Raw genomic sequence first — 21,880 nt, 5'->3', positions numbered from 1 at the left:
CGGGTGCGTGGAACCTCGACGAGCGGGGCCGGTCGGACGCGGTGAGGGCGATCCCGCCCCCGCGCCGGCCGGCCCGGCGCCCGTCGGGGCCGCGTCGAACTCCTTCGACGGCACCGGCCCCCACGCCCGGGTCGTGCAAGCGGGCGTCGTCAACGGGGGCGTCCACCACTACGGCGCCCCGGCGCCCGGGACCCCCGACGAGGGGCGGTTCCCCCGCAGGTTCGGCCGGGTGCCCCTGCTCGCGGACGCGTTCCAGGTGCGCGGCACCGACATCGGCCCGGCCGGGTCCGACCCCCGGCACCACGTCCACGTCCTCTCCGGGATGGGGGGAGTGGGCAAGACCCAGCTGGCGGCCGATTACGCCGAGCGCGTCTGGGCGGACCGCGCGGTCGACCTGCTGGTGTGGGTGACCGCGTCGTCGCGGGAGGCGGTGGTCGGGGACTTCGCCCGACTGGCCGCGGACGTCACCGCGGTCGAGGACGACGACCCGGAGACGGGTGCGGACCGGCTGCTCGCGTGGCTGGCGACGACACCGAGGTCCTGGCTGGTGGTCCTGGACGACGTGCAGGACCCGGCCGACCTGCACGACCTGTGGCCGCCGCGCACCGACTCCGGTCGGGTGCTGGTGACGACCCGGCGCCGGGACGCCGCGTTGCGCGGCAACGGGCGCCTGCTGGTCGACGTCGGCCTGTTCACCCCGGCGGAGGCGAAGGCGTACCTGGAGGTGAAACTCGCCGACCCGGTCGCCGCGGCCGGCGGGGCCGGGGAGCTCGCCGACGCGCTGGGTTACCTGCCGCTCGCGCTGGCCCAAGCCGCCACCTACCTCCTGGACCGGCGTCTGACCTGCACCGAATACCTGGAGCGGTTCGAGGACCGGCGGCGTGAGCTGCGCGGGCTGCTGCCCGATCCGCGGGCGCTGCCCGATCAACACCGCGACACGGTGGCCACGACGTGGGCCCTGTCCGTCGACATCGCCGACCAGCTCCAGCCCGCGGGCCTGGCCGCCCCGCTGCTGGAGGTGATGGCGCTGCTCGACCCCAACGGCATACCGGTAGCCGTGCTCACGGGGCCGGCCGTGCTGTTCCACCTCCGGGGCGTGACGGGGGACCAGGTGACCGAGGAGCAGGCCAGGGACGCGCTGACCTGCCTGGACCGCCTGAGCCTGATCACGTTCGGCCCCGCCGCCCCCCACGTCGAGGTCGCCGTCCACGCCCTGGTGCAGCGCGCCGTTCGCGATCGGTGCCCCCGCGAGCGCCTGGTGGCGCTGTCCACGGTCGCGGCGGACGCGTTGTTGCACAGGTGGCCCTCGGTGGTCGACGCCGCGCTCCTCCGGTCGTTCCGGGCCAACGCCGCGGCCGTGCGCGCCGCCGCCGGGGACGGGTTGTGGCAGGACGGCAGGCACTCGTTGCTCGCCAGGGCCGGCGCCGAACTGGGCGGGAGCGGGCTGGTCGGCGCGGCGTGCGACTACTTCGAGCAGTTGCTCGCGGAGGCCGAGCACCACCTGGGCCGGTACCACCCCGACACCGTGGCGACGCTGGGCGACCTGGCCTTCTGGCTGGCCGAAGCCGGGAGGCCGGAGGCCGTGGCCGCGCACGAGCGGTGGTTCGCCGCGCTGCTCGCGCTGCGGGGGCCGAACCACCCCGAGACGCTGGCGGCTCTCGGCGACCTCGCCCACCACCTCGCCGAGGCGGACCGGGCGACCGAGGCCGCCGACGCGTTCCGGCGGTTCCTCGCCGACCACACGTCGGCCCTGGGGCCCGACCACCCGCTCACCCGGGGGCGGGGCGGCGACCAGTCCACGCGCGACGTCTCGTTGAGCGTGTCGACCCACGAGGCCCTGCTGCGGGTGCAGTCGACGGTGCTCAGCCCCGACGACCCCGCCGTCCTGACCACCCGCGGTCGTCTCGCGCGGTGGCTGGACAAAGCCGGGGACCGCCGCGCGGCCCGGTCCGCGTTCGAGGCGTTGCTGGCCGACCGGCAGCGGGTGCTGGGACACGACCACCCCGACACCCTCGCCACCCGCAACGAGTTGACCTTCTTCACGGGCGAGGGCCTGCCGGGTGAGGTCGGCGATCCCGCGGGTGCCGCGAACGCGTTGCGGGTCCTGGTCGCGGACCAGGAGCGCGTCCAGGGCCCGCGGCACCCGGACACCCTCGCCACCCGCAGCAACCTGGCGTTCTGGCAGCGGGCCGCCGGGGACCTGACGGGAGCGGTGCTGCTGTTGCGGCACCTGCTCGACGACCAGCGGGACACCCTCGGCCCGGACCACCCGAGCACGTTCACCACTCGCGGCCACCTGGCGCGGTGGCGCGGCGAAGCCGGTGACCCCGCCGGCGCGGCGGCCGACTTCGAGCTGCTGCTCGCGGATCGGCTGCGGGCGCTGGGGCACGAGCACAGGAGCATCCGGACCACCCGCAGCAACCTCGTCCACTGGCGCAGCAGGGCCGAGGAGGACCGGCGGACCGGAAGGGCCGGTCGCTGATCGACCTCACCGGCCCCGGTCGGCCGTCGCCGGCGCGGGGCCGCCGGTCGGCCGGCCTCGTGGTCAGCCGGACTCGCGGTCGGTCGGGGCCAGTGCCTTCTCCGTGGCCGGGTCGGTGCCCGCGCGGTGCGCGGCGCGGGAGCGGGAGAGCGAGAAGTGGGCCTCGTCGCGCATCCGCTCCACCATGTGCGGGTAGTGCAGCTCGAACGCCGGGCGCTCGCTGCGGATGCGGGGCAGCTCGGTGAAGTTGTGCCGCGGCGGCGGGCAGGAGGTCGCCCACTCCAGCGAGTTCCCGAAGCCCCACGGGTCGTCGTGCTCCGCCGGGTCGCCGAACCGGTAGCTGCGGAACACGTTCCACACGAACGGCAGCACCGAGGCACCCAGCAGGAATGCCCCGATCGTGGAGATGGTGTTCATCAGGGTGAACCCGTCGGACGGCAGGTAGTCGGCGTAGCGGCGCGGGAAGCCCATGTTGCCCAGCCAGTGCTGGATGAGGAACGTGAGGTGGAAGCCGAGGAACGTGGTCCAGAAGTGCAGCTTGCCCAGCGGCTCGTCCAGCATCCGCCCGGTCATCTTCGGGAACCAGAAGTAGATCCCCGCGTAGGTGGCGAACACGATCGTGCCGAACAGCACGTAGTGGAAGTGCGCCACCACGAAGTAGGTGTCGGTGACGTGGAAGTCCAGCGGCGGCGAGGCCAGGATGATGCCGGTCAGGCCGCCGAGCAGGAACGTCACCAGGAACCCGACGCTGAACAGCATCGGCGACTCCAGCGTGATCCGCCCCCGCCACATGGTGCCGATCCAGTTGAAGAACTTGATGCCCGTCGGCACCGCGATCAGGAACGTCATCAGCGAGAAGAACGGCAGCAGCACCGCGCCGGTGGCGAACATGTGGTGCGCCCACACCGCCACCGACAGCGCCGCGATCGCGAACGTGGCGAACACCAGCCCCTTGTAGCCGAACAGCGGCTTGCGGCTGAACACCGGGAAGATCTCGCTGACGATGCCGAAGAACGGCAGCGCCACGATGTACACCTCCGGGTGACCGAAGAACCAGAACAGGTGCTGCCACAGGATCACCCCGCCGTTGGCCGGGTCGAACACGTGCGCGCCCAGGTGGCGGTCGGCGGCCAGCCCCAGCAGGCCCGCGGTGAGGATCGGGAACGCCAGCAGGATCAGGATCGAGGTGACGAAGATGTTCCAGGTGAAGATCGGCATCCGGAACAGGGTCATGCCGGGCGCGCGCAGGCAGCACACCGTCGTCACCATGTTCACGCCGCCGAGGATCGTGCCGAGGCCGGACACGGCCAGCCCCATGATCCACAGGTCCGCGCCGACGCCCGGCGAGTGCACCGCGCTGCTCAGCGGCGTGTAGGCGGTCCAGCCGAAGTCCGCCGCGCCGCCCGGCACGAGGAACCCGGACAGCACGGTGAGCCCGCCGAACAGGAACAGCCAGTAGGAGAACGCGTTGAGCCGCGGGAACGCCACGTCCGGCGCGCCGATCTGGAGGGGCAGCACGTAGTTCGCGAACCCGAACAGGATCGGGGTGGCGTAGAGCAGGAGCATGACCGTGCCGTGCATGGTGAACAGCTGGTTGTACTGCTCGGTGGACAGGAACTGGAGCCCCGGCCGGGCCAGCTCGCCCCGGACCAGCAGCGCCATCAGGCCGCCGACCATGAAGAAGAAGAACGACGTCACCAGGTACAGCAGCCCGATCTGCTTCGGGTCGGTGGTGCGGAGCAGGCCCAGCAGCACCGCGCCCTTGGGCCGGCGGCGCGCCGCGCCGGGGTGGACGACCACGGGTTCCGGCCTGAGCGCGGTCATGACCGCCTCCCTCGTCCGACGACGTGAGCCGCGCCACATGCTCCTCCGTCGCCGGGCACGGGGCAATCGCGCTCCCGGGGGTGTCCGGGGCTTCCCGGCAGGTGGACGTTCTTCCCCCGCCCGACCCGCGAGTTAGGGTCGAGGGCATGCAGACCTGGTCATCCACCCCCGTCCCGCGGGTTGCGGGCGAGCCGCGCCCGCTGCGGCTGTACGACACCGCCACCGGCGAGGTGCGCCCGACCGCCCCCGGCGACACCGCCAGGCTGTACGTCTGCGGCATCACCCCCTACGACGCCACCCACCTCGGCCACGCGGCGACCTACCTGGCGTTCGACCTGGTCCACCGGGTGTGGCTGGACAACGGGCACGACGTGCACTACGTGCAGAACGTCACCGACATCGACGACCCGCTGCTGGAGCGCGCCGAGCGCGACCAGGACGACTGGGTGGTCCTCGGGATGCGGGAGACCGCACTGTTCCGCGAGGACATGGTGGCCCTGCGCGTCCTGCCGCCGCGCGACTACGTGGGCGCGGTCGAGGCGATCCCGGAGATCGTCGAGACCATCGCCAAGCTGCTGGCCGACGGCCACGCGTACCGCGTCGACGACGCCGAGTTCCCGGACGTGTACTTCGACCACGCCGCCTCGGGCCGCTTCGGCTACGAGTCGAACTACGACGCCGGCACCATGGCCCGCTTCTTCGCCGAACGGGGCGGCGACCCCGACCGCGCGGGCAAGCGCCACCCGCTCGACGCCCTGCTCTGGCGCTCCGCGCGCCCCGACGAGCCCTCGTGGACCACGGAGCTGGGCCCGGGTCGCCCGGGCTGGCACGTCGAGTGCAGCGCCATCGCCCTCAACCGCCTGGGCACGTCGTTCGACGTGCAGGGCGGCGGCTCGGACCTGATCTTCCCGCACCACGAGTTCTCGGCGGCCCACGCCGAGGCGCTGACCGGCGAGCACCCGTTCGCGCGGCACTACGTGCACGCGGGCATGATCGGCCTCGACGGCGAGAAGATGTCCAAGTCGCGGGGCAACCTGGTGTTCGTCTCCAAGCTGCGCGCGGAGAAGGTGGACCCGAACGCGATCCGCCTGGCCCTGCTGGCCGGCCACTACCGGACCGACCGGCCGTGGAGCGCGGAGCTGCTGGCGTCCGCCGAGGCCCGCCTGGCGACCTGGCGGCGCGCCGCGGCCCTGGCGACGGGCCCGAGCGCCCAGGGCACCGTGGCCCGCCTGCGCGACCACCTCGGCGACGACCTGGACACGCCGCGCGCCCTGGCGGCCCTCGACGGGTGGGCGGCGGAGGCCCTGTCGTCGGGCGGTCCGGACGCGACGGGCCCGACCCTGTTCCGGGCGGCGGTCGACTCGCTGCTGGGCGTGGAGCTGTAAGCCGTGGAGCTGTAGTCGACGGACGGGGCCGTCACCCGCTGGACGGGTGACGGCCCCTCGCTCAGGTCACGCGTCGAGCGTCCAGCTGTTGATGTAGCCGGTGTCCAGGGACGCGGCGTCGCGCACCCGGAGCTGCCAGGTGCCCGCCGCCGTCTCGGACGACGCGTTCACCGTGTAGGAGCGGTTGATGTTGTCGGTGCTGCTGCCGCTGCGGTTGTGCAGGTTGTAGACCGAGCCGTCGGGCGCGACGAGGTCCACGACGAGGTCACCGATGTAGGTGTGCACGATGTTCACCTGCACCGTGGTGGTGGCCGACGCCGTGCCCGAGCAGGTCAGGGCGATCGGGCTGTTCACCGTGCTGTTGTCGCCGATCGCGACGTCGGTGCCGTTGGTGACCGGGTCGCAGCCCGCGCCGACGGCGGTGACCGTCCAGGTGAACGAGGCGGTGCCGGTCCGGCCCGCCGAGTCCGTCACGGTCACGGTCACCGACGAGGTGCCGGTGGCGGTGGGCGTGCCGGAGATCAGGCCGGACGCGCTGATCGACAGGCCGGCGGGCAGGCCGGTCGCCGAGAACGAGTACGGCGCGGTGCCGTTGGTGGCCGTGAGCTGGAGGCTGACGGCGGTGCCGACGGTGGTGGACTGGTTGCCCGGGTTGGTCACGGCCGGGGCGCCGGGGGCCGAGGTGCCGGTGTAGAGCAGCTTGTTCGGCGAACCGGTGCCGGGCGAGGTGATCTTGTTGGACGTCGCGGCGGCGACGATCGCCGCGTTCACCGTCGGCGGGGTGGCCGTCGGGTTGGCGCCCAGGTAGAGGGCCGCCGCGCCGGCGACGTGCGGTGCCGCCATCGACGTGCCGCTGATCGTGTTCGTCGCGGTGTCGTTGGTGCTCCACGTCGAGGTGATGTTCTGGCCCGGCGCGAAGATGTCCGTGCAGGTGCCGTAGTTCGAGAACGAGGCGCGCGCGTCGGTGTTGGCCGACGCGTTCACGCTCAGCGCCTCGGCCACGCGGGCCGGGGAGAAGTTGCACGCGTCGGCGTTCGAGTTGCCCGAGGCCACCGCGTAGGTGACGCCCGACGCGATGGAGTTGCGCACCGCGGTGTCGAGCGCGGTGTCCACGCCGCCGCCCAGCGACATGTTCGCGACGGCCGGCTTGACCGCGTTCTGGGTGACCCAGTTGACGCCGTTCACGACGCCCGCCGTGGTGCCCGAGCCCGCGCAGTTGAGCACCTTCACGGCGATGAGCTGCACGCCCTTGGCGACGCCGTGCAGGGTGCCGCCGACCGTGCCGGCGACGTGCGTGCCGTGGCCGTTGCAGTCGGTGTTGTTGGTGTCGACGGTGTTGGTGCCCCAGGTCGCCCGCCCGCCGAAGTCGGAGTGGGTCGTCCGGATGCCCGTGTCGATGATGTACGCCCGCACGTTGGGCGCCGAGCCGTCGGCGTAGTTGTTGTCCAGCGGCAGGTCGCGCTGGTCGATGCGGTCCAGGCCCCACGACGGCGGGTTGGGCTGGGCGTTCAGCTTCACCGGCAGGTCGGCCTGCACGAACGCCACCCGCGGGTCGGCGGCCAGGCGACGGGCCTGGCCCTCCGACAGCGAGGCGTGGAAGCCGTTCAGGGCGTGCTGCCAGGCCACGCGGACCTGGCCGCCGTACTCGGCGACGAGCGAGGACGCCGTCGAGGCCGAGGCGGACCTGGGCGAGGCGGAGTCGTTCAGGGCCACGATGTACGACCCGGCGACGGCGTCGGCGCGCTCGGCGCCGAGCACGGGGCCCTCGGCGGCGGCGGCGACGCCGGTGTTGGCGAAGGCCAGGGCCGCGGCCGAGACCGCTGCCAGGCCGAGGACGGCGAGTCTTCCTGTGGTGCGGGCGTCTCCCATGACGGGGTCTCCCTCGGGCAGGGCTGCTCGACCGCGCCGGCGGGGTGCCGGTCGGTGCGAGCGTGCAGGGATGGGGACGTTCGCGCGAACGGGGTGTTGCGACCTGGTCACAAGCATGATCGGGACAAAAACGGCCCGGCAGTAGCGCCGTTAGTCGTAAATATTCCGAATCACAGGGGTCGGTTCGGGCCGAACTTCTCCTCGCGGTGCGCGCGCCAGCGCTCCAGCAGGGTCGGCAGCTCGCTGTGGACGAACTGGAAGAAGGCCCGCATCTCGGCGATGCGGCGACCGGCCGTGGTGTGCTCGCCGAGGGTCGCGACGCCCTCCTTGAGCGGCACCTCCCAGCGGCGGAACATGTCGTCGCGGCGGAACAGCGCCTCGTACCAGACGTCGTCGAGCACGGTGTAGACGTCGCGGCGGGTGCCGGTCTCGCGCTCGCGGCCGATCAGGCGCACCTGGTCGAGGTAGCGGACGGCCCCGGAGATCGCGGCGGGCGACACCCGGAGGAGTTCGGCCAGCTCGGCGGAGGTCATGCGCCCGCGGTCGGAGGCGAGGAGGGCGGTGAACACGCGGGCGGGCATCCTCGGCACACCGGCCTCGTTGAACACCGCGGCGAAGCGCTCGACGAACCGCAGCACGGCCTCGTCGTCACGCTCGGGCACGTCGGCCACTGGCGCATCATCCTTCCCCGGGGCGGCGGAACGGGGGGAGTTTATACGCTTCCTTAACTTCACGACTTTCTGAAAGCACTGTAACTTGCTGGTCATGACATCCGCGATATCCGTGTCGGGCCTGGTCAAGACCTTCGGCTCGACACGCGCGCTGGACGGTCTGGACCTGACCGTCCGGCAGGGGGAGGTGCACGGCTTCCTCGGCCCCAACGGGGCGGGCAAGTCGACCGCCATCCGGGTCCTGCTGGGGCTGCTGCGGGCCGACGCGGGCTCCGCGTCGCTGCTGGGCGGCGACCCGTGGCGCGACACCGCCGCGCTGCACCGCCGGCTGGCCTACGTGCCCGGCGACGTGGACCTGTGGCCGAACCTGACCGGCGGCGAGGTCATCGACCTGCTCGGCAGGCTGCGCGGCGGGCTCGACGAGAAGCGCCGCGCGGACCTGCTGGAGCGCTTCGAGCTGGACCCGCGCAAGAAGGGCCGCACCTACTCCAAGGGCAACCGGCAGAAGGTCGCCCTGGTCGCCGCGCTCGCGAGCGACGTCGAGCTGCTGATCCTGGACGAGCCGACCTCCGGGCTGGACCCGCTGATGGAGGCCGTGTTCCAGGACTGCGTCAACGAGCTGCGCGGCGAGCGCACCGTGCTGCTGTCCAGCCACGTCCTGGCCGAGGTCGAGGCGCTGTGCGACCGGGTCAGCATCATCCGCAACGGCCGCGCGGTCGAGTCCGGCACGCTCGCCGACCTGCGCCACCTCACCCGCACCAGCGTGTCCGCCGAGCTCGTCGCCGCGCCCGACGGCCTGGCCGACCTGCCCGGCGTGCACGACGTCGCGGTGGAGGGCTCGCGCGTCCGGTTCGAGGTGGACACCGACCACCTCGACGGGGCGCTGCGCCGCCTCGTGCAGGCGGGTGTGCGCACGCTCACCAGCCGGCCGCCGACGCTGGAGGAGCTGTTCCTCCGCCACTACCGGGACGACCTGCGCGAGGTGTCGTCGTGACCGGCCCGCTGACCGGCCTCGGGCCGCTGCTCGGCCTGGCGCTGCGCCGCGACCGGGTGCTGCTCGCGGCCTGGGTGCTCGGCCTGGTCGGCACCACCCTGGCCACCGCCTCGGCCATGGCCGACCTGTACGGCGCGGTCGAGTCGCGGCAGCAGCTCCAGGCCACCGCGGCGGTCACCCCCGCGTTCCTCGCCCTGATCGGCCCGCTGCACGACGCCTCCACCCTCGGCGGCCTGCTGGCCTGGCGCTGGGGCGTCTTCGGCGCGCTCCTCGCGGCCCTGATGAGCACGTTCACCGTCGTCCGGCACACCAGGGCGGAGGAGGAGACGGGCCGGGCGGAGCTGATCGGCTCGGCCGTCGTCGGGCGGCACGCGCCGCTGGCCGCGGGCGTCCTCACCGCGCTGCTGGCGAACACCGCCATCGGCCTGCTGATCGCGCTCGGCCTGGTCGGCCTGGGGGAGGGGGCGGCCGGGTCGGTCGCGTTCGGCGCGTCGTTCGCGACGGTCGGCTGGGCGTTCGCGGGCGTCGCCGCGGTCGCCGCCCAGCTGTCCGGGAGCGCCCGCGCGGCCAACGCGGTCTCCGGCGCGGTGCTGGGCCTGGCCTACCTGCTGCGCGCGGTCGGCGACGCGGCGGGCGACCGGGGCCCGACCTGGCTCACCTGGACGTCCCCGCTCGGGTGGGCGAGCCTGACCAGGCCGTTCGCCGACGAGCGCTGGTGGGTGCCGCTGCTGCCGCTCGCGCTGTGCGCGGTCCTGCTGGCGGTCGCCTCGGTGCTGGTGGCCCGGCGCGACTTCGGCGGCGGCCTGCTGCCGACCCGCCCGGGACCGGCCCGCGCGCCCGCGTCGCTGGGCGGCGCGCTCGGCCTGGCGTGGCGGTTGCAGCGGGGGGCGCTGCTGGGCTGGGCGCTCGCCCTGCTGGTGCTCGGCGGCGTGTACGGGTCCGTCGCCCGGGGTGTCGAGCAGATGCTGGCGGACAACCCCGCGCTGGCGGGCGTGATCGACCGCATGGGCGGGTCCGACGTGGTCGTGGACGCCTACCTCGCCGCGGTCCTCGGCATCATCGGCCTGTTCAGCGCGGTCTACGCGGTGCAGGCGCTGCTGCGGCTGCGCGCCGAGGAGACCGGGAACCGCGCCGAGCCGGTGCTGGCCACGGCCGTCAGCCGGTACGCGTGGGTCGGCGGGCACCTGGTGCTCGCGGTCGTCGGCACGGCCGTGGTGCTGGCCGCCGCCGGGCTGGGCGCGGGCCTGGTGCACGGCGCGCGCGTCGGCGACGTCGGCGGGCAGGTGGTCCGGCTGGTGGGCGCCTCGCTGGCGCACGCGCCGGCGGTGTGGGTCGTCGCGGGCGTGACGCTGGTGCTGTTCGCGCTGGTCCCGAAGCTGTCGTCGGCGAGCTGGGCGGTGCTGGTGGTGTGCCTGGTGCTGGGCCAGCTGGGTCCGCTGCTCCAGCTCGACCCGTGGGCGCTGGACCTCTCGCCGTTCACGCACGTCCCGAAGGTGCCGGGGGCCGAGCCGGCCGCCGCGCCGCTGCTGTGGCTCACCCTCGTCGCCGCGGCGCTGGTGGCGGTCGGGCTCGTCGCGTTCCGCCGGCGGGACGTCGGCCGCTAGGACCCGGGAGGACCCGGGAGAACCTTGAGCCGACCTTGAGGAAGCGCTGAGGAACGACGGAGGTCCGCGCTCCACGCTCGGTACCACCACCGAGTGAGGAGCACGAAATGCAGGAGAACCGCCGTCGTCCGGTCTGGCGCCCGATCGCCCTCGCCGCCATCGGCGGGTCCGTCCTCGTCGCCATGGGCGTCGGCGTCTGGGCCACCCTGACCGCGACCGCCGCGAACGTCACCCCCGAGCAGGTCACGAGCGGCACGCTGAAGCTGGCCCTCGGCAACAACGGCGCGGGCTTCGGCCAGAGCATCACCAACCTGGCCCCCGGCGACGTGGTCAACCGCTACGTGACGCTGACCAACAGCGGCAGCCTCGACGCGCAGGCGCTGACCGTGCAGGTCGCCGCCACCGGCTCGTCGGCGCTCATCGCCGACGGCGCCACCGGCAAGGCCCTGCGGGTCACGATCACCAAGTGCACCGGCGGCGCGTGGACGCCCGACACCGGCGCGTGCGGCGGCACCAAGTCCGTGCTGCTGACCGCCACCCCGCTGAGCGGCCTGGCCTCCGCCGCGTCCCTGCTGCCCGCCGTCACGACCGCCGGCGAGGTGCAGAACCTCCAGGTCTCCGTGCAGCTGCCCGACCAGAACGAGACCACGGTCAACGGCGTGCTGCCCGCCAACACCGTCCAGGGCCAGTCGGTGAACCTGACCTACACCTTCAGCGAGACCCAGCGGTCCGCGACCACCACCAACTCCTGACCCGCCCACCCGAACGGGGGAGACGATGACGGCGACCACCCGGCGACGCGCGAGCGCGGTGCTCGGCGGCGCCGCCATCGCCTGCCTGCTGGGCACCGGGGCCGCGGACGCGGCGGTCACGGCGTCGGCCGCCGCCGCGTCCGCCACCGGCACGCTGAGCTGGTCGGCCACCCTGACCGACCCGGGCGGCACGCTGCTCACCGGCCGGCCCCACACCGCCAACTACACCTCCCTGGCGCCCTTCACCACCTACCTGACCAGCCGCAACACCGGCACCGCCGCGCTGACCGGCCAGGTGTACTCGGTCACCGGCTCCGGGTTCGTGCTCTCCGGCGCGTCCCTGAACGCCTGCACGTCCGGCCCGTGGCAGAACGGCACGTGCCCCGGCGGTCAGGTCGTGCCGATCACCAGCGGCGCGACCGCCGCCCTGCCCGTCGCGCCCGGCGCCGCCGTCGGCCTCCGGCTCACGCTGCCCGCCGGGATCGGCATGTCGGTCTCGCTGTCCGTCGCCACCACCCGCGCGCACGTCCGCGCGGCCACCACCACCCAGTCCTGAGGAGCCGGTCGTGCGCCTGCTGTCCAACCTGGTGCTCGCCACCGCCGCACTGGGCGCGGTCGTCGCCTCGGCGCTCGTGGTGGTGCTGCACGTCGGGTTCGCCCCCGTGCTCTCGCCCAGCATGGAACCGGACTTCGCCCCCGGCGCGCTGCTCGTCACCAGGGCCGTCCCGGCGGCCGACGTGGAGGTGGGCGACGTCGTGGTGCTGCCCCGCCCCGACGCCGAGGGCGAGAGGTACGCCCATCGGGTGATCTCGAAGGACACCTCCAGCGGCGCCGTCGTCGTGCGCACCAAGGGCGACGCGAACGAGGCGGCCGACCCGCAGGCGCTGCGCATCGTCTCCGACACCGTCCCGGTCGCCGTCGGTGACGTGCCGTTCGCCGGCCGGGCGGCCCTGCTCGGCCGGTACGCCGGCGTCGAGGTCGCGCTCATCGTCCTGATCGGACTGGCCCTGCTGGTGGCCGCGAAGCGCGCCCTGCTGAGGCCCGCGCGGTGATGCCACCGCCGGCGCGACCCACCACACTGGACGGTGTGGGCGCCGCCAAGGTGATGGTCGTCGAGGACACGCCGGAGATCCGGCTCGTGGTCGAGCTGGCGCTGTTCGACGCGCTGTTCGACGTGCGCGCCGCCGAGGACGGCGACACCGCGCTGGCGCTGGCCCGCTCGTGGGACCCGGACGTGGTGGTGCTGGACCTCAACATCCCCGGCCCGGACGGGCTGGAGGTGTGCCGCCGGCTGCGCCACTTCTCCACCGCCTACGTGATCGTGCTGACCGCCCGCGCGGACGAGGTGGACAAGCTCGTCGGCCTGTCCGCGGGCGCCGACGACTACCTGACCAAGCCGTTCTCGCCGCGCGAGTTGGTCGCCCGCGTCCACGCCGTCCTGCGCCGCCCCCGCACCGCGCCGGAACCGGCCGCCCCGCCCGCCGACCGGCGCGTCCTGGGCCCGGTCGAGGTCGACCTCGACGCCCGCGAGGTCGTCGTCGGCGGCACCCGCGTGCCCACCACCCGGATCGAGTTCGAGCTGCTGGCCGCCATCGCCGAGCACCCGCGCCAGGTGCGCACCCGCGAGCAGCTGCGCCGCCGCGCCTGGGGCGAGGACTGGCTGGCCGACGACCACGCCGTCGACGTGCACCTGTCCAACCTGCGCCGCAAGCTCGCCGCCGCCGGCGCGCGGGACGTGATCACCACCGTCCGCGGCGTCGGCTACCGGGTCAACCAGGACCTCCTCCGGTGACCCGGCTGCTCGTCGTCGACGACGACCCGGACGTGCGCGAGCTGCTCGTGCTGTCCCTGCTCGGCACCGGCTGGGAGGTGGACTCCGTCGGCGCGGGCGACCAGGCCCTGGCCCGCGCGGACCGCGTCGACGGCATCCTGCTCGACCTGGAGATGCCCGGCCTGTCCGGGCGCGACGTGCTGCTGGCCCTGGCGGGGCGCGTGCCCGTCGTGGTCATCACCGCCGCCGCCCGCGACCCGGTGCTGGAGGCCGAGCTCGTCGCGCTGGGCGCGTTGGCCGTGCTGGCCAAGCCGTTCGACCCGCTGGGCATCGGCGAGCAGGTCGGCCGCCGGTTCGGCTGGGTCACCACCACGGGCGGTCCACCTGCGGCCCCGCCGCCGGCAGGCTCACGGTGAACGTGCTGCCGCCAGTGCCCGACCGCACCGACACGGTGCCGCCGTGGGCGTCCACGATGCCGCGAGTGATCGTCAGCCCCAACCCCGCCCCGCCCGGCCCGAGCTGCACGAACGGCTCGAAGATCCGCTCGACCTGATCGGCGGGCACACCGCCGCCCCGGTCGGACACGTGCACCAGCGCGTGCGCCCCGCCGGACTCGCACCGCACCCGCACCACCCCGCCCGGCGGCGACACCTTCACCGCGTTGGCCAGCAGGTTCGTCACCACCTGCACGAGCCGGTCGGCGTCACCGCGCACCCCCACCCGCGCGCACTCCGCCTCCAGCCGCACCCCGCCGCGCTCCGCCGTGCCCTCCACGGCGTGCACCGCCTGCCGGACCACCTCCCCCAGCTCCACGTCGTCCGGCCGCAGCCGCAGCCGCCCGCTCTGCACCCGCGACAGGTCCAGCACGTCGTTCGCCAGCCGCACCAGCCGGTCGGTGTTGTCCACCGCGATGGTCAGCAACCGCCCGGCCTGCGGCGGCAGCTCGCCGAACCGGCCGGACGCCAGCAGCTCCAGCGACCCGTGCACCGAGGTCAGCGGCGTGCGCAGCTCGTGGCTGACCAGCGCGGTGAAGTCCTGCTTGGCCCGTTCGGCGTCCCGCGCGGCCAGCGTCGACTGCACGACCGCGCACTCCAGCTCGGCCCACGCGGCCAGGTCGCGCAGCTGCCGGCGCTGCGCGTCGGACAGCCGGCGGACCCGCCGGTCCAGCACGCACAGGGTGCCGATCCGGTGCCCGGACGGCGCGCGCAGCGGGTGCCCGGCGTAGGAGCGCGCGCCGTGGTCGGTGACGATCGGGAAGTCCGCGAACCGCTCGTCGGCGAGCAGGTCGGGCACCTCGAACACGTCGTCGCCGCGGATCGCCCACGAGCACACCGACACCCCGCGCGGCGTCTGCTCCTCGGACAGCCCGACGCACGACTTGAACCACTGCCGGTCGAGGTCCACCAGGGACACCAGCGCGATGGGCGCGTCCAGCAGGTCGCCCGCGATGCGCGTGATCCGGTCGAACCGCTCCTCGCGCGGCGTGTCGAGCAGGCGCATCGCCCGCAGGGCCGCGACCCGGTGGACCTCCGCGTCCCAGGAGTCCTCGTTCACCCCACCGAGTATCAGGGGGCCGTCGGGGCGGTGCCGCGCCGTGACACCTTCGGGTGAAGCAGCGCGGCGGGGACGGTCAGCACCAGGGCCGCGGGCACCAGGAACGCGGTCAGCGGGTCCAGGTGGTACAGCGGCACGAACGCCACCGGTGACAGGGCCGCGCCCAGGAACCGCAGGGACTGCACCACCGACACCGCGCCGCCGGGGTTGCCCTCCTCGGTCGACAGCACCAGCGCGTTCAGGCCGACCACGACCGCCTGGCTGAACGCGCCCGTCACCGCCCACAGCGCCCACGGCCACCACCGACGGCAGCACGCCGACCCCGGCTGGCAGCACACCGCCCGCGACCGCGCCGACCAGCGCGCACCGCCGCGCCCCGACCCGGTCGACCAGCCACCCGGTGACCCGCGCCGTCACGATCGCGACCAGCCCGAACCCGGTCAGCACCAGCCCGCGCCGCCCCGAGCCCAACCCGAACGAGTTCCCCAGCCGCAGCGCCACCAGGAACGACACCCCGCCCGGGCAGCCCCACGCCACGAACCCCGCGGCGGCCGGCAGCAAGGTCCCCGCCCGCCACGCGCTGCGCAGCGGCGGCCGGTCCCCGCCGCGCGCCGGCGCGTCGGGCAGCCCGATCGCGGCCGGCACGACCGCCACCACCGCCGCGCCGACGAACGCCCACCGCCACGACACCTCGGCCGCCACCCCGCCGAGCAGCGGGGCGAACGCCTGCCCGGTGGCCTGCATCGACGCGAACAGCCCCGGCGAGCGCCCCAGCCGCTCGCGCGGGGCCACCGCCGCGACCGCGGCCAGCAGCAGGGGAGTGGTGAACGCGTTCGCCGCGCCCTGGAGCGCCCGCCCCGCCGGGAGCGACCATGCCACCGCGCACAGCACCGACGCCACCGCGTACGCGACGTGGGCCAGCCGCACCGACCGGGACGCGCCCCACCGGCCGCCCAGCGTGCCGGACACGAGCACGAGCAGCGAGAACGGCAGCACGTAGCCGGTCAGCGTGGCCGCCGCGGCGCCCGCCGACGTGCCGAAGTCCGCACCGACCCCGGGCAGCACCGAGGCGGTCATCGCGCCGCCGAACGGCCCGAGGAACCCGCCCGCGTGCAGCGCCGCGAGCCGGAGCCGGGTCACATCCCGGTCGGCCCGCGACCCGGTCCGCGACCGCGCCGGCGCAGGTAGCGCTCGAACTCAGCGGCGATGTCGTCACCGCTGGCCTCGGTGATCTGGATCTCCGCGTCGCCGCGCTCCTCCAGCGCCCGCACGTAGTTGCGCACGTCCTCGTCCTCGTCGGCCATCTCGCTGACCGTGCGCTCCCACTCCTCGGCCTGCTCCGGCAGCGCCCCGAGCGGCACCTCCACGTCCAGGACCTCCTCGACGCGGTGCAGCAGCGCCAGGGTGGCCTTGGGGGACGGCGGCTGCGACACGTAGTGCGGCACGGCCGCCCAGAACGAGATCGCCGGCACGCCCGCCTGCACGCACAGGTCCTGGAACACGCCGACGATGCCCGTGGGCCCCTCGTAGCGGGACCGCTCCAGCCCGTACTTGGCGGCGGCGGCCGGGTCGTAGGCCGTGCCCGTCACCGGCACCGGCCGGGTGTGCGGGGTGTCCATCAGCAGTGCGCCCAGGGTGACCACCGTGGTCACACCCAGGTCCTCGATGTGGCCCAGCAGCTCGGCGGCGAACTTCCGCCACCGCATGTTGGGCTCGATGCCGTGCACCAGGACGACGTCGGTGGCGGAGCCGGGCGGGCGGCACACGGACAGCCGGGTGGTCGGGAATTCCACCCTCCGGGTGATGCCGTCGACCATCCGGACCGTGGGGCGCGTCACCTGGAAGTCGTAGTAGTCGTCCGGGTCGATCTCCGCCAGCGGCGTCGCGTCCCACGTCAGTTGCAGGTGCTCGATCGCGGTGCTGGCGGCGTCACCGGCATCGTTCCACCCCTCGAAGGCCGCTACCAAGATCGGGTTGGTGAGCGGTTTGCCGGGGTTGGAGGGGGTCTGGGCGGCCTGGTCCGGATCGGTCACGGCGTCAGACTACGACCCCCGGCGCGGACCCGACGCCGTAGGCTTGGCGCATGTCGGCCCGTGTCCCGCCGGTGCCGCCGGGGACGGCTGCCGACGACGCGCCCGTGGCGGGCGGAGGTGTGCCGACCACGTCTCCGACCCCGGGCGACTTCGCAGGTCACGGCGTGTTCGGGGTGCCGAACCCCGCGCCGGGGCCGCTTCGGAAGGGTGGAGATGACGGTCGAGGCTGTGCTGTGGGACATGGACGGCACGCTGCTGGACTCGGAGAAGCTGTGGGACGTCCCGCTCGCCGAGTTCGTGGGGAAGCTGGGTGGCGAGCTGTCCGCCGAGACCCGGCGATCACTGGTCGGGTCGAGCGTGCCCAGGACCATGGCGCTGCTGTTCGGCGAGGTCGGCCTGGTGCCGACGGAGGAGGACGCCGCGGACGGCGCGGCCTGGATCTCGCGCCGCACCGAGGAGGTGTTCCGGGCCGGGCTGCCGTGGCGGCCGGGCGCCCAGGACGCGCTGCGCGCGGTGCGCTCGTCGGGCGTGCCGATGGCGCTGGTCACCTCCACCGAGCGCAGGCTGACCGAGGTGGCCCTGGACACCCTGGGCCGGGACCTGTTCGACGTGGTCGTCTGCGGTGACGAGGTCGACGGCCGCAACAAGCCGCTGCCCGAGCCCTACCTGAAGGCCGCCCGCCTGCTGGGCGCCGACCCGGCGCGCTGCGTGGCGGTCGAGGACTCGCCGACCGGCGTGGCCGCCGCCGTGGCCGCCGGCTGCACCGTCCTGGTCGTGCCGTGCGAGGTCCCCGTGGACCAGGGCGAGCGCCGCGTGTTCCGCGACTCCCTGACCGGCGTGGACCTGCCCGCCCTAACCGCCCTCCTCCCCTGACCCGCCCCACCCCCCACCCGCCCACCCCCGAGAGTCCAACGCCCAGACCCGGCGAGTCCTACGCTCAGGACCGGTGAGTCCTACGCTCAGGACCCCCGAGTCCTACGCTTAGGACCCCCGAGTCCTACGCTCAGGACCCCCGAGTTCTGCGTTCGTGACCCCGGGTCGGGCCGCGACGGCGGTGTTCACCCGGTGCGCGGCAGGGGCGACCAGCAGGCCGAACACCACGCCCAGACCCAGCCACAACGTGGCCGTCTCGGCGGAGGCCAACCGGAAGTCCCACAGCACCCCGCTGGGCACGTCGTCCGGGTGGGCACGCCCGGCCTCAGTGGCACGGCACGCCGAGCGCGTGGCGCCCGTCGTGGAAGAACTCGTGGACGGTCTCCGCGGCGTGGCCGAGGGCGACGCCGTTCTCCTGGAGCACCACCCAGGTCACCAGCAGCGCGACGGCGTAGGCCCACTTGGGCACGTGGATCGGGGCGGGCTGCGCGGCCAGTGACGTTCTCGGCGGGTCGGCTCCCCGGTCGCAGTGGCGAGGACCGCGCCGGATTCCCACCGGCTCCCCGTCCGCCGCGGCGCCCGCACGGTAGGTGTGGATCGTGGTCGGGCACAACCGGCCGGACGAGTTGTCGTGCGCCTCGCCCCACGTGGTCAGCGGGCGGGCAGCGGGCAGTCGCCGCACGTCCCGCCGCCGTCGAGCCGGTAGTAGAGGCAGCAGCTGCGCCGCCGGAACGCGACCTCGCCGGGGAACGGCACGAACTCGCCGGTGCCCCGCAGCGGCGGTTCGGCGAACAGCTCCCCGCCCAGCTCCACGCACGCCTCGGCGCTCGCCGTGCCGGTGCGCGCCACGACCCGCAGCGCACCCGCCGCGGACGACGCCGCGTTGCCCCACAGCAGCCCCGGCGCGACCGGCGCGACCGCCCGCACCGCGTCGACCACGGGCGCGAGCGACTCGACGAGACCCACCCCCACCAGGGGTTCCTTCAACCGCACCTGGAGGCCGTCGGGGCCGTAGCGCCACCACACGTTGCCCGGCCGCACGTCCGGCACCGCGCCGTCGACGGCCCGCGCCGCCACCACCGGGCTCAGCAGCCGGGCCGTCCAGCCGAGGAAGAACAGCGACGCCGCCACCCGCGGCTCGGCGGTGCGGTAGCGGGCGGCGACGCGGTCGAGCGCGTCGGGCAGCGCGGGACCGGACGGCAGCGCGTCCCCGTCGTGCCAGCCCTCGTCGGGTCGGCCGACGTCGAGGGCGAAGAAGGGGCTCAGGCCGCGCACCCGTCGCAGGGTGGCCAGGACTCGGGCGTACTCGGGCACGTGACCTAGTCTGCCCGGCGTGGACTCCCTGGGGCTGGGCCTGACCCTCGGCCTGGCGGCGAGCATCAGCCCCGGACCGCTGCTGGTGCTGGTCGTCACGTCGGCACTGCGCTCGGGGTGGCGCGCGGGCGCTGCGGCGGCGTGCGCCCCGCTGCTGTCCGACGCCGTCGTCGTCGCCACGACCCTGCTGCTCCTGGACCGGCTGCCGCCGCGCGCGCTGGGCGTGCTCGGCGTCGTCGGCGCGGTGTTCGTGGTGTGGAGCGGGGTGCGGACCGTCCGCGAGTCGCGGTCGGCGACCCTCGGCGCGACCGGCGAACCCCCGGCGTTCCGGCGGGCGGTGCTGGTCAACGTGCTGAGCCCGCACCCGTGGGTGGCGTGGGCGACCGCCCTCGGCCCGCTGACCGTCAGCACGTGGCGCACGTCGTCCGCGGCGGCGGTGGCGCTGCTGGTCGGCTTCTACCTGACCCTGGTCGGCGGCAAGGTCCTGATCGCGCTCCTGGTCGCGCGGGGCAGGCGCCGGCTCGGCGACACCGGCTACCGACGTGCCCTGGCCTGCGCGGGCGTGCTGCTGGTGCTCGCGGGCGTGGCGCTGGGCGTGGAGTTCGCCGGGTACGGGTGGTAGCGGCTCAGGGCAGGTAGAACGTCATGATGTCGGCGCGCACCGGCGGGAACAGGGTGTGCATCAGGTCCGCGTTCGGGCCCGGGTAGACGTCGGGGTGGCGGGCCGTGAGGCCCTTGAGGCCGTGCGGGCCGAACAGCAGCGACGCCAGCAGGTCCGGCGCCACGCCCGCGCCGCCCGCCGCCCCCGGTGCCTGCATCGTGCCGCCCGCCACGACCGGGCCGACCTCGCCCGCCGTGAACGGCAGCCGCACGTGCGACCCGTAGAACGACACCACGGCCTCGCCCTCCCGGTCGGCGAACGCCCCCGACGCCGCGAGCCGCGCCCCGAACACCGGCCGCAGGTGCTCCAGCAGGGCGACCGGGTCGGCGACCCGCACGTAGTGGGAGTTGGTCTCCTCGGCGGCCGGCGCCAGGAACGGCTCCAGCGCGGCGCCCGCCACCGTGCCCGGCCGCTCGGTGGCCTCCCGCGCGCCGGTCAGCGCGAGCAGCGCGTGCCCGGCGGCCTCGTCGGTCGCGGCGGCCTCGGCCAGCCGCAGGCCCTCGTCGGGCGGGGTGGTGCGGCCCGTCGCGACCGGCACGCCGTCCCGTTCGACCAGCCACTGGGTGCTGCCGTCGCGGGAGATCAGCCAGCGCCACAGGGCGGGGGAGTGCGGCATGGACAGGTCGGCGCGCGCCTGCTCGGCGTCCTGGAGCCGGGCCATCGCCGGGATGTCGTCGACCGTCGCCTCGCGGATCGCGTGCGCCCCCGCCGCCGGGTGGCCGGTCACCGGGCGCGTCGCCGCGATCGGCACCGCGTAGGTGTAGCCGAACTTCCGGTAGAAGTACGGGATGCCGAGCATGACCTGCACCAGGTGCCCCCGGGCGGCGGACCGCTCGTGCGCCCAGCCCATCAGCGCCCGGACCAGGCCGCGGCCCTCGTAGTCGCGATCGGTGGCGACCAGTTCGACCTGGCCCGCCGGGATCTCCAGCCCGGCCAGCACCAGCGTCTCGTCCAGCAGGGTCGCGGTGGACACCACCCGGTCGCCGTCCACGACGACCGCGCACGACTCCCACCCGGCGTCCGGGTCCTCCACCACCAGCAGGTGGTCCACGGCGTCCGCGGGGTCGCCCCGGTCCGCCAGCAGCGCGCCGATCCGGTCGAGGTCGTCGGGGCGCGCGGTCCGCAGCACGAGGCCGTCCAGGGAGGTCACCGCAGCAGTGTGGCCCCGGTCACGTCGCGTGCCAACGGATTTTCGGTGGCGCGCCCGGCGGCCGGCCACGCAGAATCCCGCGCATGGCCTGGCTCCCCGCTGACTTCGTCCACCCGAACCGCGTGCCGCTCGATGCCGAGCACCACCTGCGACCCATCCGCGAGTCCGATGTGGACATCGACTTCCCGGCCGTGGTGGGGTCGCGGGAACGGCTCTGGTCGCTCTACGGCGAGGCGTGGGGCTGGCCGCCCGCCACCATGACCCGCGAGCAGGACCGCGTCGACCTGGCCCGCCACGAGCAGGAGCAGAACGACCACCTGTCGTTCAACTACGCCTTGTTCAACGCCGACGAGACCGAGCTGTACGGGTGCGTCTACATCGACCCGGAGGGCACCGAGGCGCTGATCTCCTGGTGGGTCGTGGACGACAAGGTCGGCACCGACCTGGAGCGCGCGCTCGACGCGTTCGTGCCGAAGTGGATCGCCGAGGCGTGGCCGTTCACCGCCCCGCGCTACGGCATCTAGGGTTCGCGGGGTGAGCCCGCTCGCCAAGTGGACCGTCGTCGCCCTCAGCCTCACCGTGCTGGCCGTGCTCGTGCCGTGGTCGCACTACGGGCAGGTCGACGTCGAGCTGTCGCGGCTGCCCCGGTGGTGGCTCTACCTCGGTGCGGCGGCGCTGCTGCACGCGTGCGCGCTGCTGCCCGCCCGGTCCGGCCCCGTGCCCGGCCTGGTCGTGGGCGCGGTGGCGCTCGCGGCGGCGGTGCTCGTGGCGTCCGGGTACGACGGCGCGTCCTGGGCCGGGGTCGTCCCGGTGGCGGTGCCGCGCCCCGGGCTGGGCGTGCTGTTCGCCGCGGCGTCGGTGGTGGCGCAGGTCGTCGGGCTGCGCGCCCGGACCCGCGTCCCGGTCGGCTGAACCGGGGTCCCCACCGGCCTGCCGCCGTTCG

Annotated in this window: 22 protein-coding genes and 1 pseudogene; 13 read left to right on the top strand and 10 right to left on the bottom strand. The window is 74.6% G+C overall.

Translation table 11 applies throughout. The annotated features are described in order from the left end of the window. Window positions 1-7 precede the first annotated feature (7 nt). Window positions 8-2,482 carry a tetratricopeptide repeat protein gene (locus ACRAKJ_RS29290; protein WP_438920519.1) on the top strand — a complete coding sequence of 825 codons (2,475 nt, stop codon included), beginning with the start codon at window positions 8-10 and terminating at the stop codon, window positions 2,480-2,482. A gap of 63 nt (window positions 2,483-2,545) precedes the next feature. On the opposite strand, the gene ctaD is transcribed toward ACRAKJ_RS29290, so the two are convergent. After that, entirely contained in the window at window positions 2,546-4,306 is a 1,761-nt protein-coding gene (gene ctaD, locus ACRAKJ_RS29285) for an aa3-type cytochrome oxidase subunit I (protein WP_438920520.1), read from the bottom strand. A gap of 146 nt (window positions 4,307-4,452) precedes the next feature. Between ctaD and mshC the strand changes: the two genes are divergently transcribed. After that, window positions 4,453-5,691, top strand: a complete 1,239-nt coding sequence (gene mshC, locus ACRAKJ_RS29280) for a cysteine--1-D-myo-inosityl 2-amino-2-deoxy-alpha-D-glucopyranoside ligase (RefSeq protein WP_438920521.1) — start codon at window positions 4,453-4,455, stop codon at window positions 5,689-5,691. 66 nt (window positions 5,692-5,757) lie between these two features. Here mshC and ACRAKJ_RS29275 read toward each other — a convergent pair whose 3' ends face one another. Together ACRAKJ_RS29275 and ACRAKJ_RS29270 are read right to left on the bottom strand one after the other, a co-directional pair. Further along, window positions 5,758-7,560: a S8 family serine peptidase gene (locus ACRAKJ_RS29275; RefSeq protein ID WP_438920522.1), complete on the bottom strand. Its 1,803-nt coding sequence runs from the start codon at window positions 7,558-7,560 to the stop codon at window positions 5,758-5,760. Between the two features lie 170 nt (window positions 7,561-7,730). Then, entirely contained in the window at window positions 7,731-8,231 is a 501-nt protein-coding gene (locus ACRAKJ_RS29270) for a MarR family transcriptional regulator (protein WP_438920523.1), read from the bottom strand. 94 nt (window positions 8,232-8,325) lie between these two features. Between ACRAKJ_RS29270 and ACRAKJ_RS29265 the strand changes: the two genes are divergently transcribed. From ACRAKJ_RS29265 to ACRAKJ_RS29235, 7 genes are all read left to right on the top strand, one after another. Beyond that, the gene (locus tag ACRAKJ_RS29265; RefSeq protein ID WP_447008743.1) at window positions 8,326-9,225 is read left to right on the top strand and encodes an ABC transporter ATP-binding protein; all 900 of its coding nucleotides are present in this window, start codon (window positions 8,326-8,328) and stop codon (window positions 9,223-9,225) included. Next, window positions 9,222-10,829 (top strand): ABC transporter permease, encoded by a 1,608-nt coding sequence (locus ACRAKJ_RS29260; RefSeq protein ID WP_438920524.1) that lies wholly within the window; start codon window positions 9,222-9,224, stop codon window positions 10,827-10,829. The genes ACRAKJ_RS29265 and ACRAKJ_RS29260 overlap by 4 nt, the downstream gene beginning before the upstream one ends. 107 nt (window positions 10,830-10,936) lie before the next feature. Further along, window positions 10,937-11,581: a TasA family protein gene (locus ACRAKJ_RS29255; RefSeq protein ID WP_438920525.1), complete on the top strand. Its 645-nt coding sequence runs from the start codon at window positions 10,937-10,939 to the stop codon at window positions 11,579-11,581. 25 nt (window positions 11,582-11,606) lie between these two features. Continuing rightward, window positions 11,607-12,137, top strand: coding sequence for a hypothetical protein (locus ACRAKJ_RS29250; RefSeq protein WP_438920526.1), 531 nt, complete (start codon window positions 11,607-11,609; stop codon window positions 12,135-12,137). A 10-nt stretch (window positions 12,138-12,147) separates the two neighbouring features. Then, window positions 12,148-12,633, top strand: a complete 486-nt coding sequence (locus ACRAKJ_RS29245; protein WP_438920527.1) for a signal peptidase I — start codon at window positions 12,148-12,150, stop codon at window positions 12,631-12,633. A gap of 35 nt (window positions 12,634-12,668) precedes the next feature. Next, window positions 12,669-13,373 carry a response regulator gene (locus ACRAKJ_RS29240; protein ID WP_438920528.1) on the top strand — a complete coding sequence of 235 codons (705 nt, stop codon included), beginning with the start codon at window positions 12,669-12,671 and terminating at the stop codon, window positions 13,371-13,373. Continuing rightward, window positions 13,370-13,768 (top strand): response regulator, encoded by a 399-nt coding sequence (locus ACRAKJ_RS29235; RefSeq protein ID WP_438920529.1) that lies wholly within the window; start codon window positions 13,370-13,372, stop codon window positions 13,766-13,768. The genes ACRAKJ_RS29240 and ACRAKJ_RS29235 overlap by 4 nt, the downstream gene beginning before the upstream one ends. Here ACRAKJ_RS29235 and ACRAKJ_RS29230 read toward each other — a convergent pair. The 4 genes and pseudogenes from ACRAKJ_RS29230 to ACRAKJ_RS29215 all read right to left on the bottom strand — a co-directional run bounded on the left by ACRAKJ_RS29230 (window position 13,716) and on the right by ACRAKJ_RS29215 (window position 16,939). Next, window positions 13,716-14,906, bottom strand: coding sequence for an ATP-binding protein (locus ACRAKJ_RS29230; protein WP_438920591.1), 1,191 nt, complete (start codon window positions 14,904-14,906; stop codon window positions 13,716-13,718). The two genes, ACRAKJ_RS29235 and ACRAKJ_RS29230, sit on opposite strands and share 53 nt — an antisense overlap. Window positions 14,907-14,917: 11 nt before the next feature. Beyond that, complete coding sequence (locus ACRAKJ_RS29225; protein WP_438920595.1) at window positions 14,918-15,184, bottom strand: hypothetical protein; 267 nt, start codon at window positions 15,182-15,184, stop codon at window positions 14,918-14,920. 82 nt (window positions 15,185-15,266) lie between these two features. Continuing rightward, window positions 15,267-15,983 (bottom strand): annotated as a pseudogene (locus ACRAKJ_RS29220) (MFS transporter); the annotation flags it as partial. A 59-nt stretch (window positions 15,984-16,042) separates the two neighbouring features. Continuing rightward, window positions 16,043-16,939, bottom strand: a complete 897-nt coding sequence (locus ACRAKJ_RS29215; protein ID WP_438920530.1) for a PAC2 family protein — start codon at window positions 16,937-16,939, stop codon at window positions 16,043-16,045. A gap of 213 nt (window positions 16,940-17,152) precedes the next feature. Between ACRAKJ_RS29215 and ACRAKJ_RS29210 the strand changes: the two genes are divergently transcribed. Beyond that, window positions 17,153-17,812 (top strand): HAD-IA family hydrolase, encoded by a 660-nt coding sequence (locus ACRAKJ_RS29210; protein WP_438920531.1) that lies wholly within the window; start codon window positions 17,153-17,155, stop codon window positions 17,810-17,812. A gap of 325 nt (window positions 17,813-18,137) precedes the next feature. Here the strand turns inward: ACRAKJ_RS29210 and ACRAKJ_RS29205 are convergent, their stop codons facing one another. Together ACRAKJ_RS29205 and ACRAKJ_RS29200 are read right to left on the bottom strand one after the other, a co-directional pair. Then, the gene (locus ACRAKJ_RS29205; RefSeq protein ID WP_438920532.1) at window positions 18,138-18,494 is read right to left on the bottom strand and encodes a hypothetical protein; all 357 of its coding nucleotides are present in this window, start codon (window positions 18,492-18,494) and stop codon (window positions 18,138-18,140) included. Beyond that, on the bottom strand, window positions 18,464-19,126 hold the full coding sequence (locus tag ACRAKJ_RS29200; RefSeq protein ID WP_438920533.1) for a (2Fe-2S)-binding protein: 663 nt from the start codon (window positions 19,124-19,126) through the stop codon (window positions 18,464-18,466). The genes ACRAKJ_RS29205 and ACRAKJ_RS29200 overlap by 31 nt, the downstream gene beginning before the upstream one ends. A 19-nt stretch (window positions 19,127-19,145) precedes the next feature. On the opposite strand from ACRAKJ_RS29200, the gene ACRAKJ_RS29195 reads away from it, so the two are divergent. Next, window positions 19,146-19,748, top strand: coding sequence for a LysE family transporter (locus tag ACRAKJ_RS29195; RefSeq protein ID WP_438920534.1), 603 nt, complete (start codon window positions 19,146-19,148; stop codon window positions 19,746-19,748). A gap of 4 nt (window positions 19,749-19,752) precedes the next feature. Here the strand turns inward: ACRAKJ_RS29195 and ACRAKJ_RS29190 are convergent, their stop codons facing one another. Next, window positions 19,753-20,937, bottom strand: coding sequence for a GNAT family N-acetyltransferase (locus ACRAKJ_RS29190; RefSeq protein ID WP_438920535.1), 1,185 nt, complete (start codon window positions 20,935-20,937; stop codon window positions 19,753-19,755). 83 nt (window positions 20,938-21,020) lie between these two features. Between ACRAKJ_RS29190 and ACRAKJ_RS29185 the strand changes: the two genes are divergently transcribed. Then, on the top strand, window positions 21,021-21,461 hold the full coding sequence (locus tag ACRAKJ_RS29185) for an N-acetyltransferase (RefSeq protein ID WP_438920536.1): 441 nt from the start codon (window positions 21,021-21,023) through the stop codon (window positions 21,459-21,461). A 10-nt stretch (window positions 21,462-21,471) separates the two neighbouring features. Beyond that, window positions 21,472-21,849, top strand: coding sequence for a hypothetical protein (locus tag ACRAKJ_RS29180; RefSeq protein ID WP_438920537.1), 378 nt, complete (start codon window positions 21,472-21,474; stop codon window positions 21,847-21,849). Window positions 21,850-21,880: the final 31 nt, after the last annotated feature.

It is taken from the genome of Saccharothrix sp. DSM 118769, from assembly GCF_052936295.1.
This window is presented reverse-complemented; position numbering and strand designations above follow the sequence as displayed.

Excerpts from the sequence above, each read along its gene's own strand:
- ACRAKJ_RS29250 (WP_438920526.1), top strand. The coding sequence starts at position 11,607 with ATGACGGCGACCACCCGGCGACGCGCGAGCGCGGTGCTCGGCGGCGCC.
- ACRAKJ_RS29210 (WP_438920531.1), top strand. The coding sequence starts at position 17,153 with ATGACGGTCGAGGCTGTGCTGTGGGACATGGACGGCACGCTGCTGGAC.
- mshC (WP_438920521.1), top strand. The coding sequence starts at position 4,453 with ATGCAGACCTGGTCATCCACCCCCGTCCCGCGGGTTGCGGGCGAGCCG.
- ACRAKJ_RS29275 (WP_438920522.1), bottom strand. The coding sequence starts at position 7,560 with ATGGGAGACGCCCGCACCACAGGAAGACTCGCCGTCCTCGGCCTGGCA.
- ACRAKJ_RS29265 (WP_447008743.1), top strand. The coding sequence starts at position 8,326 with ATGACATCCGCGATATCCGTGTCGGGCCTGGTCAAGACCTTCGGCTCG.
- ctaD (WP_438920520.1), bottom strand. The coding sequence starts at position 4,306 with ATGACCGCGCTCAGGCCGGAACCCGTGGTCGTCCACCCCGGCGCGGCG.
- ACRAKJ_RS29185 (WP_438920536.1), top strand. The coding sequence starts at position 21,021 with ATGGCCTGGCTCCCCGCTGACTTCGTCCACCCGAACCGCGTGCCGCTC.
- ACRAKJ_RS29255 (WP_438920525.1), top strand. The coding sequence starts at position 10,937 with ATGCAGGAGAACCGCCGTCGTCCGGTCTGGCGCCCGATCGCCCTCGCC.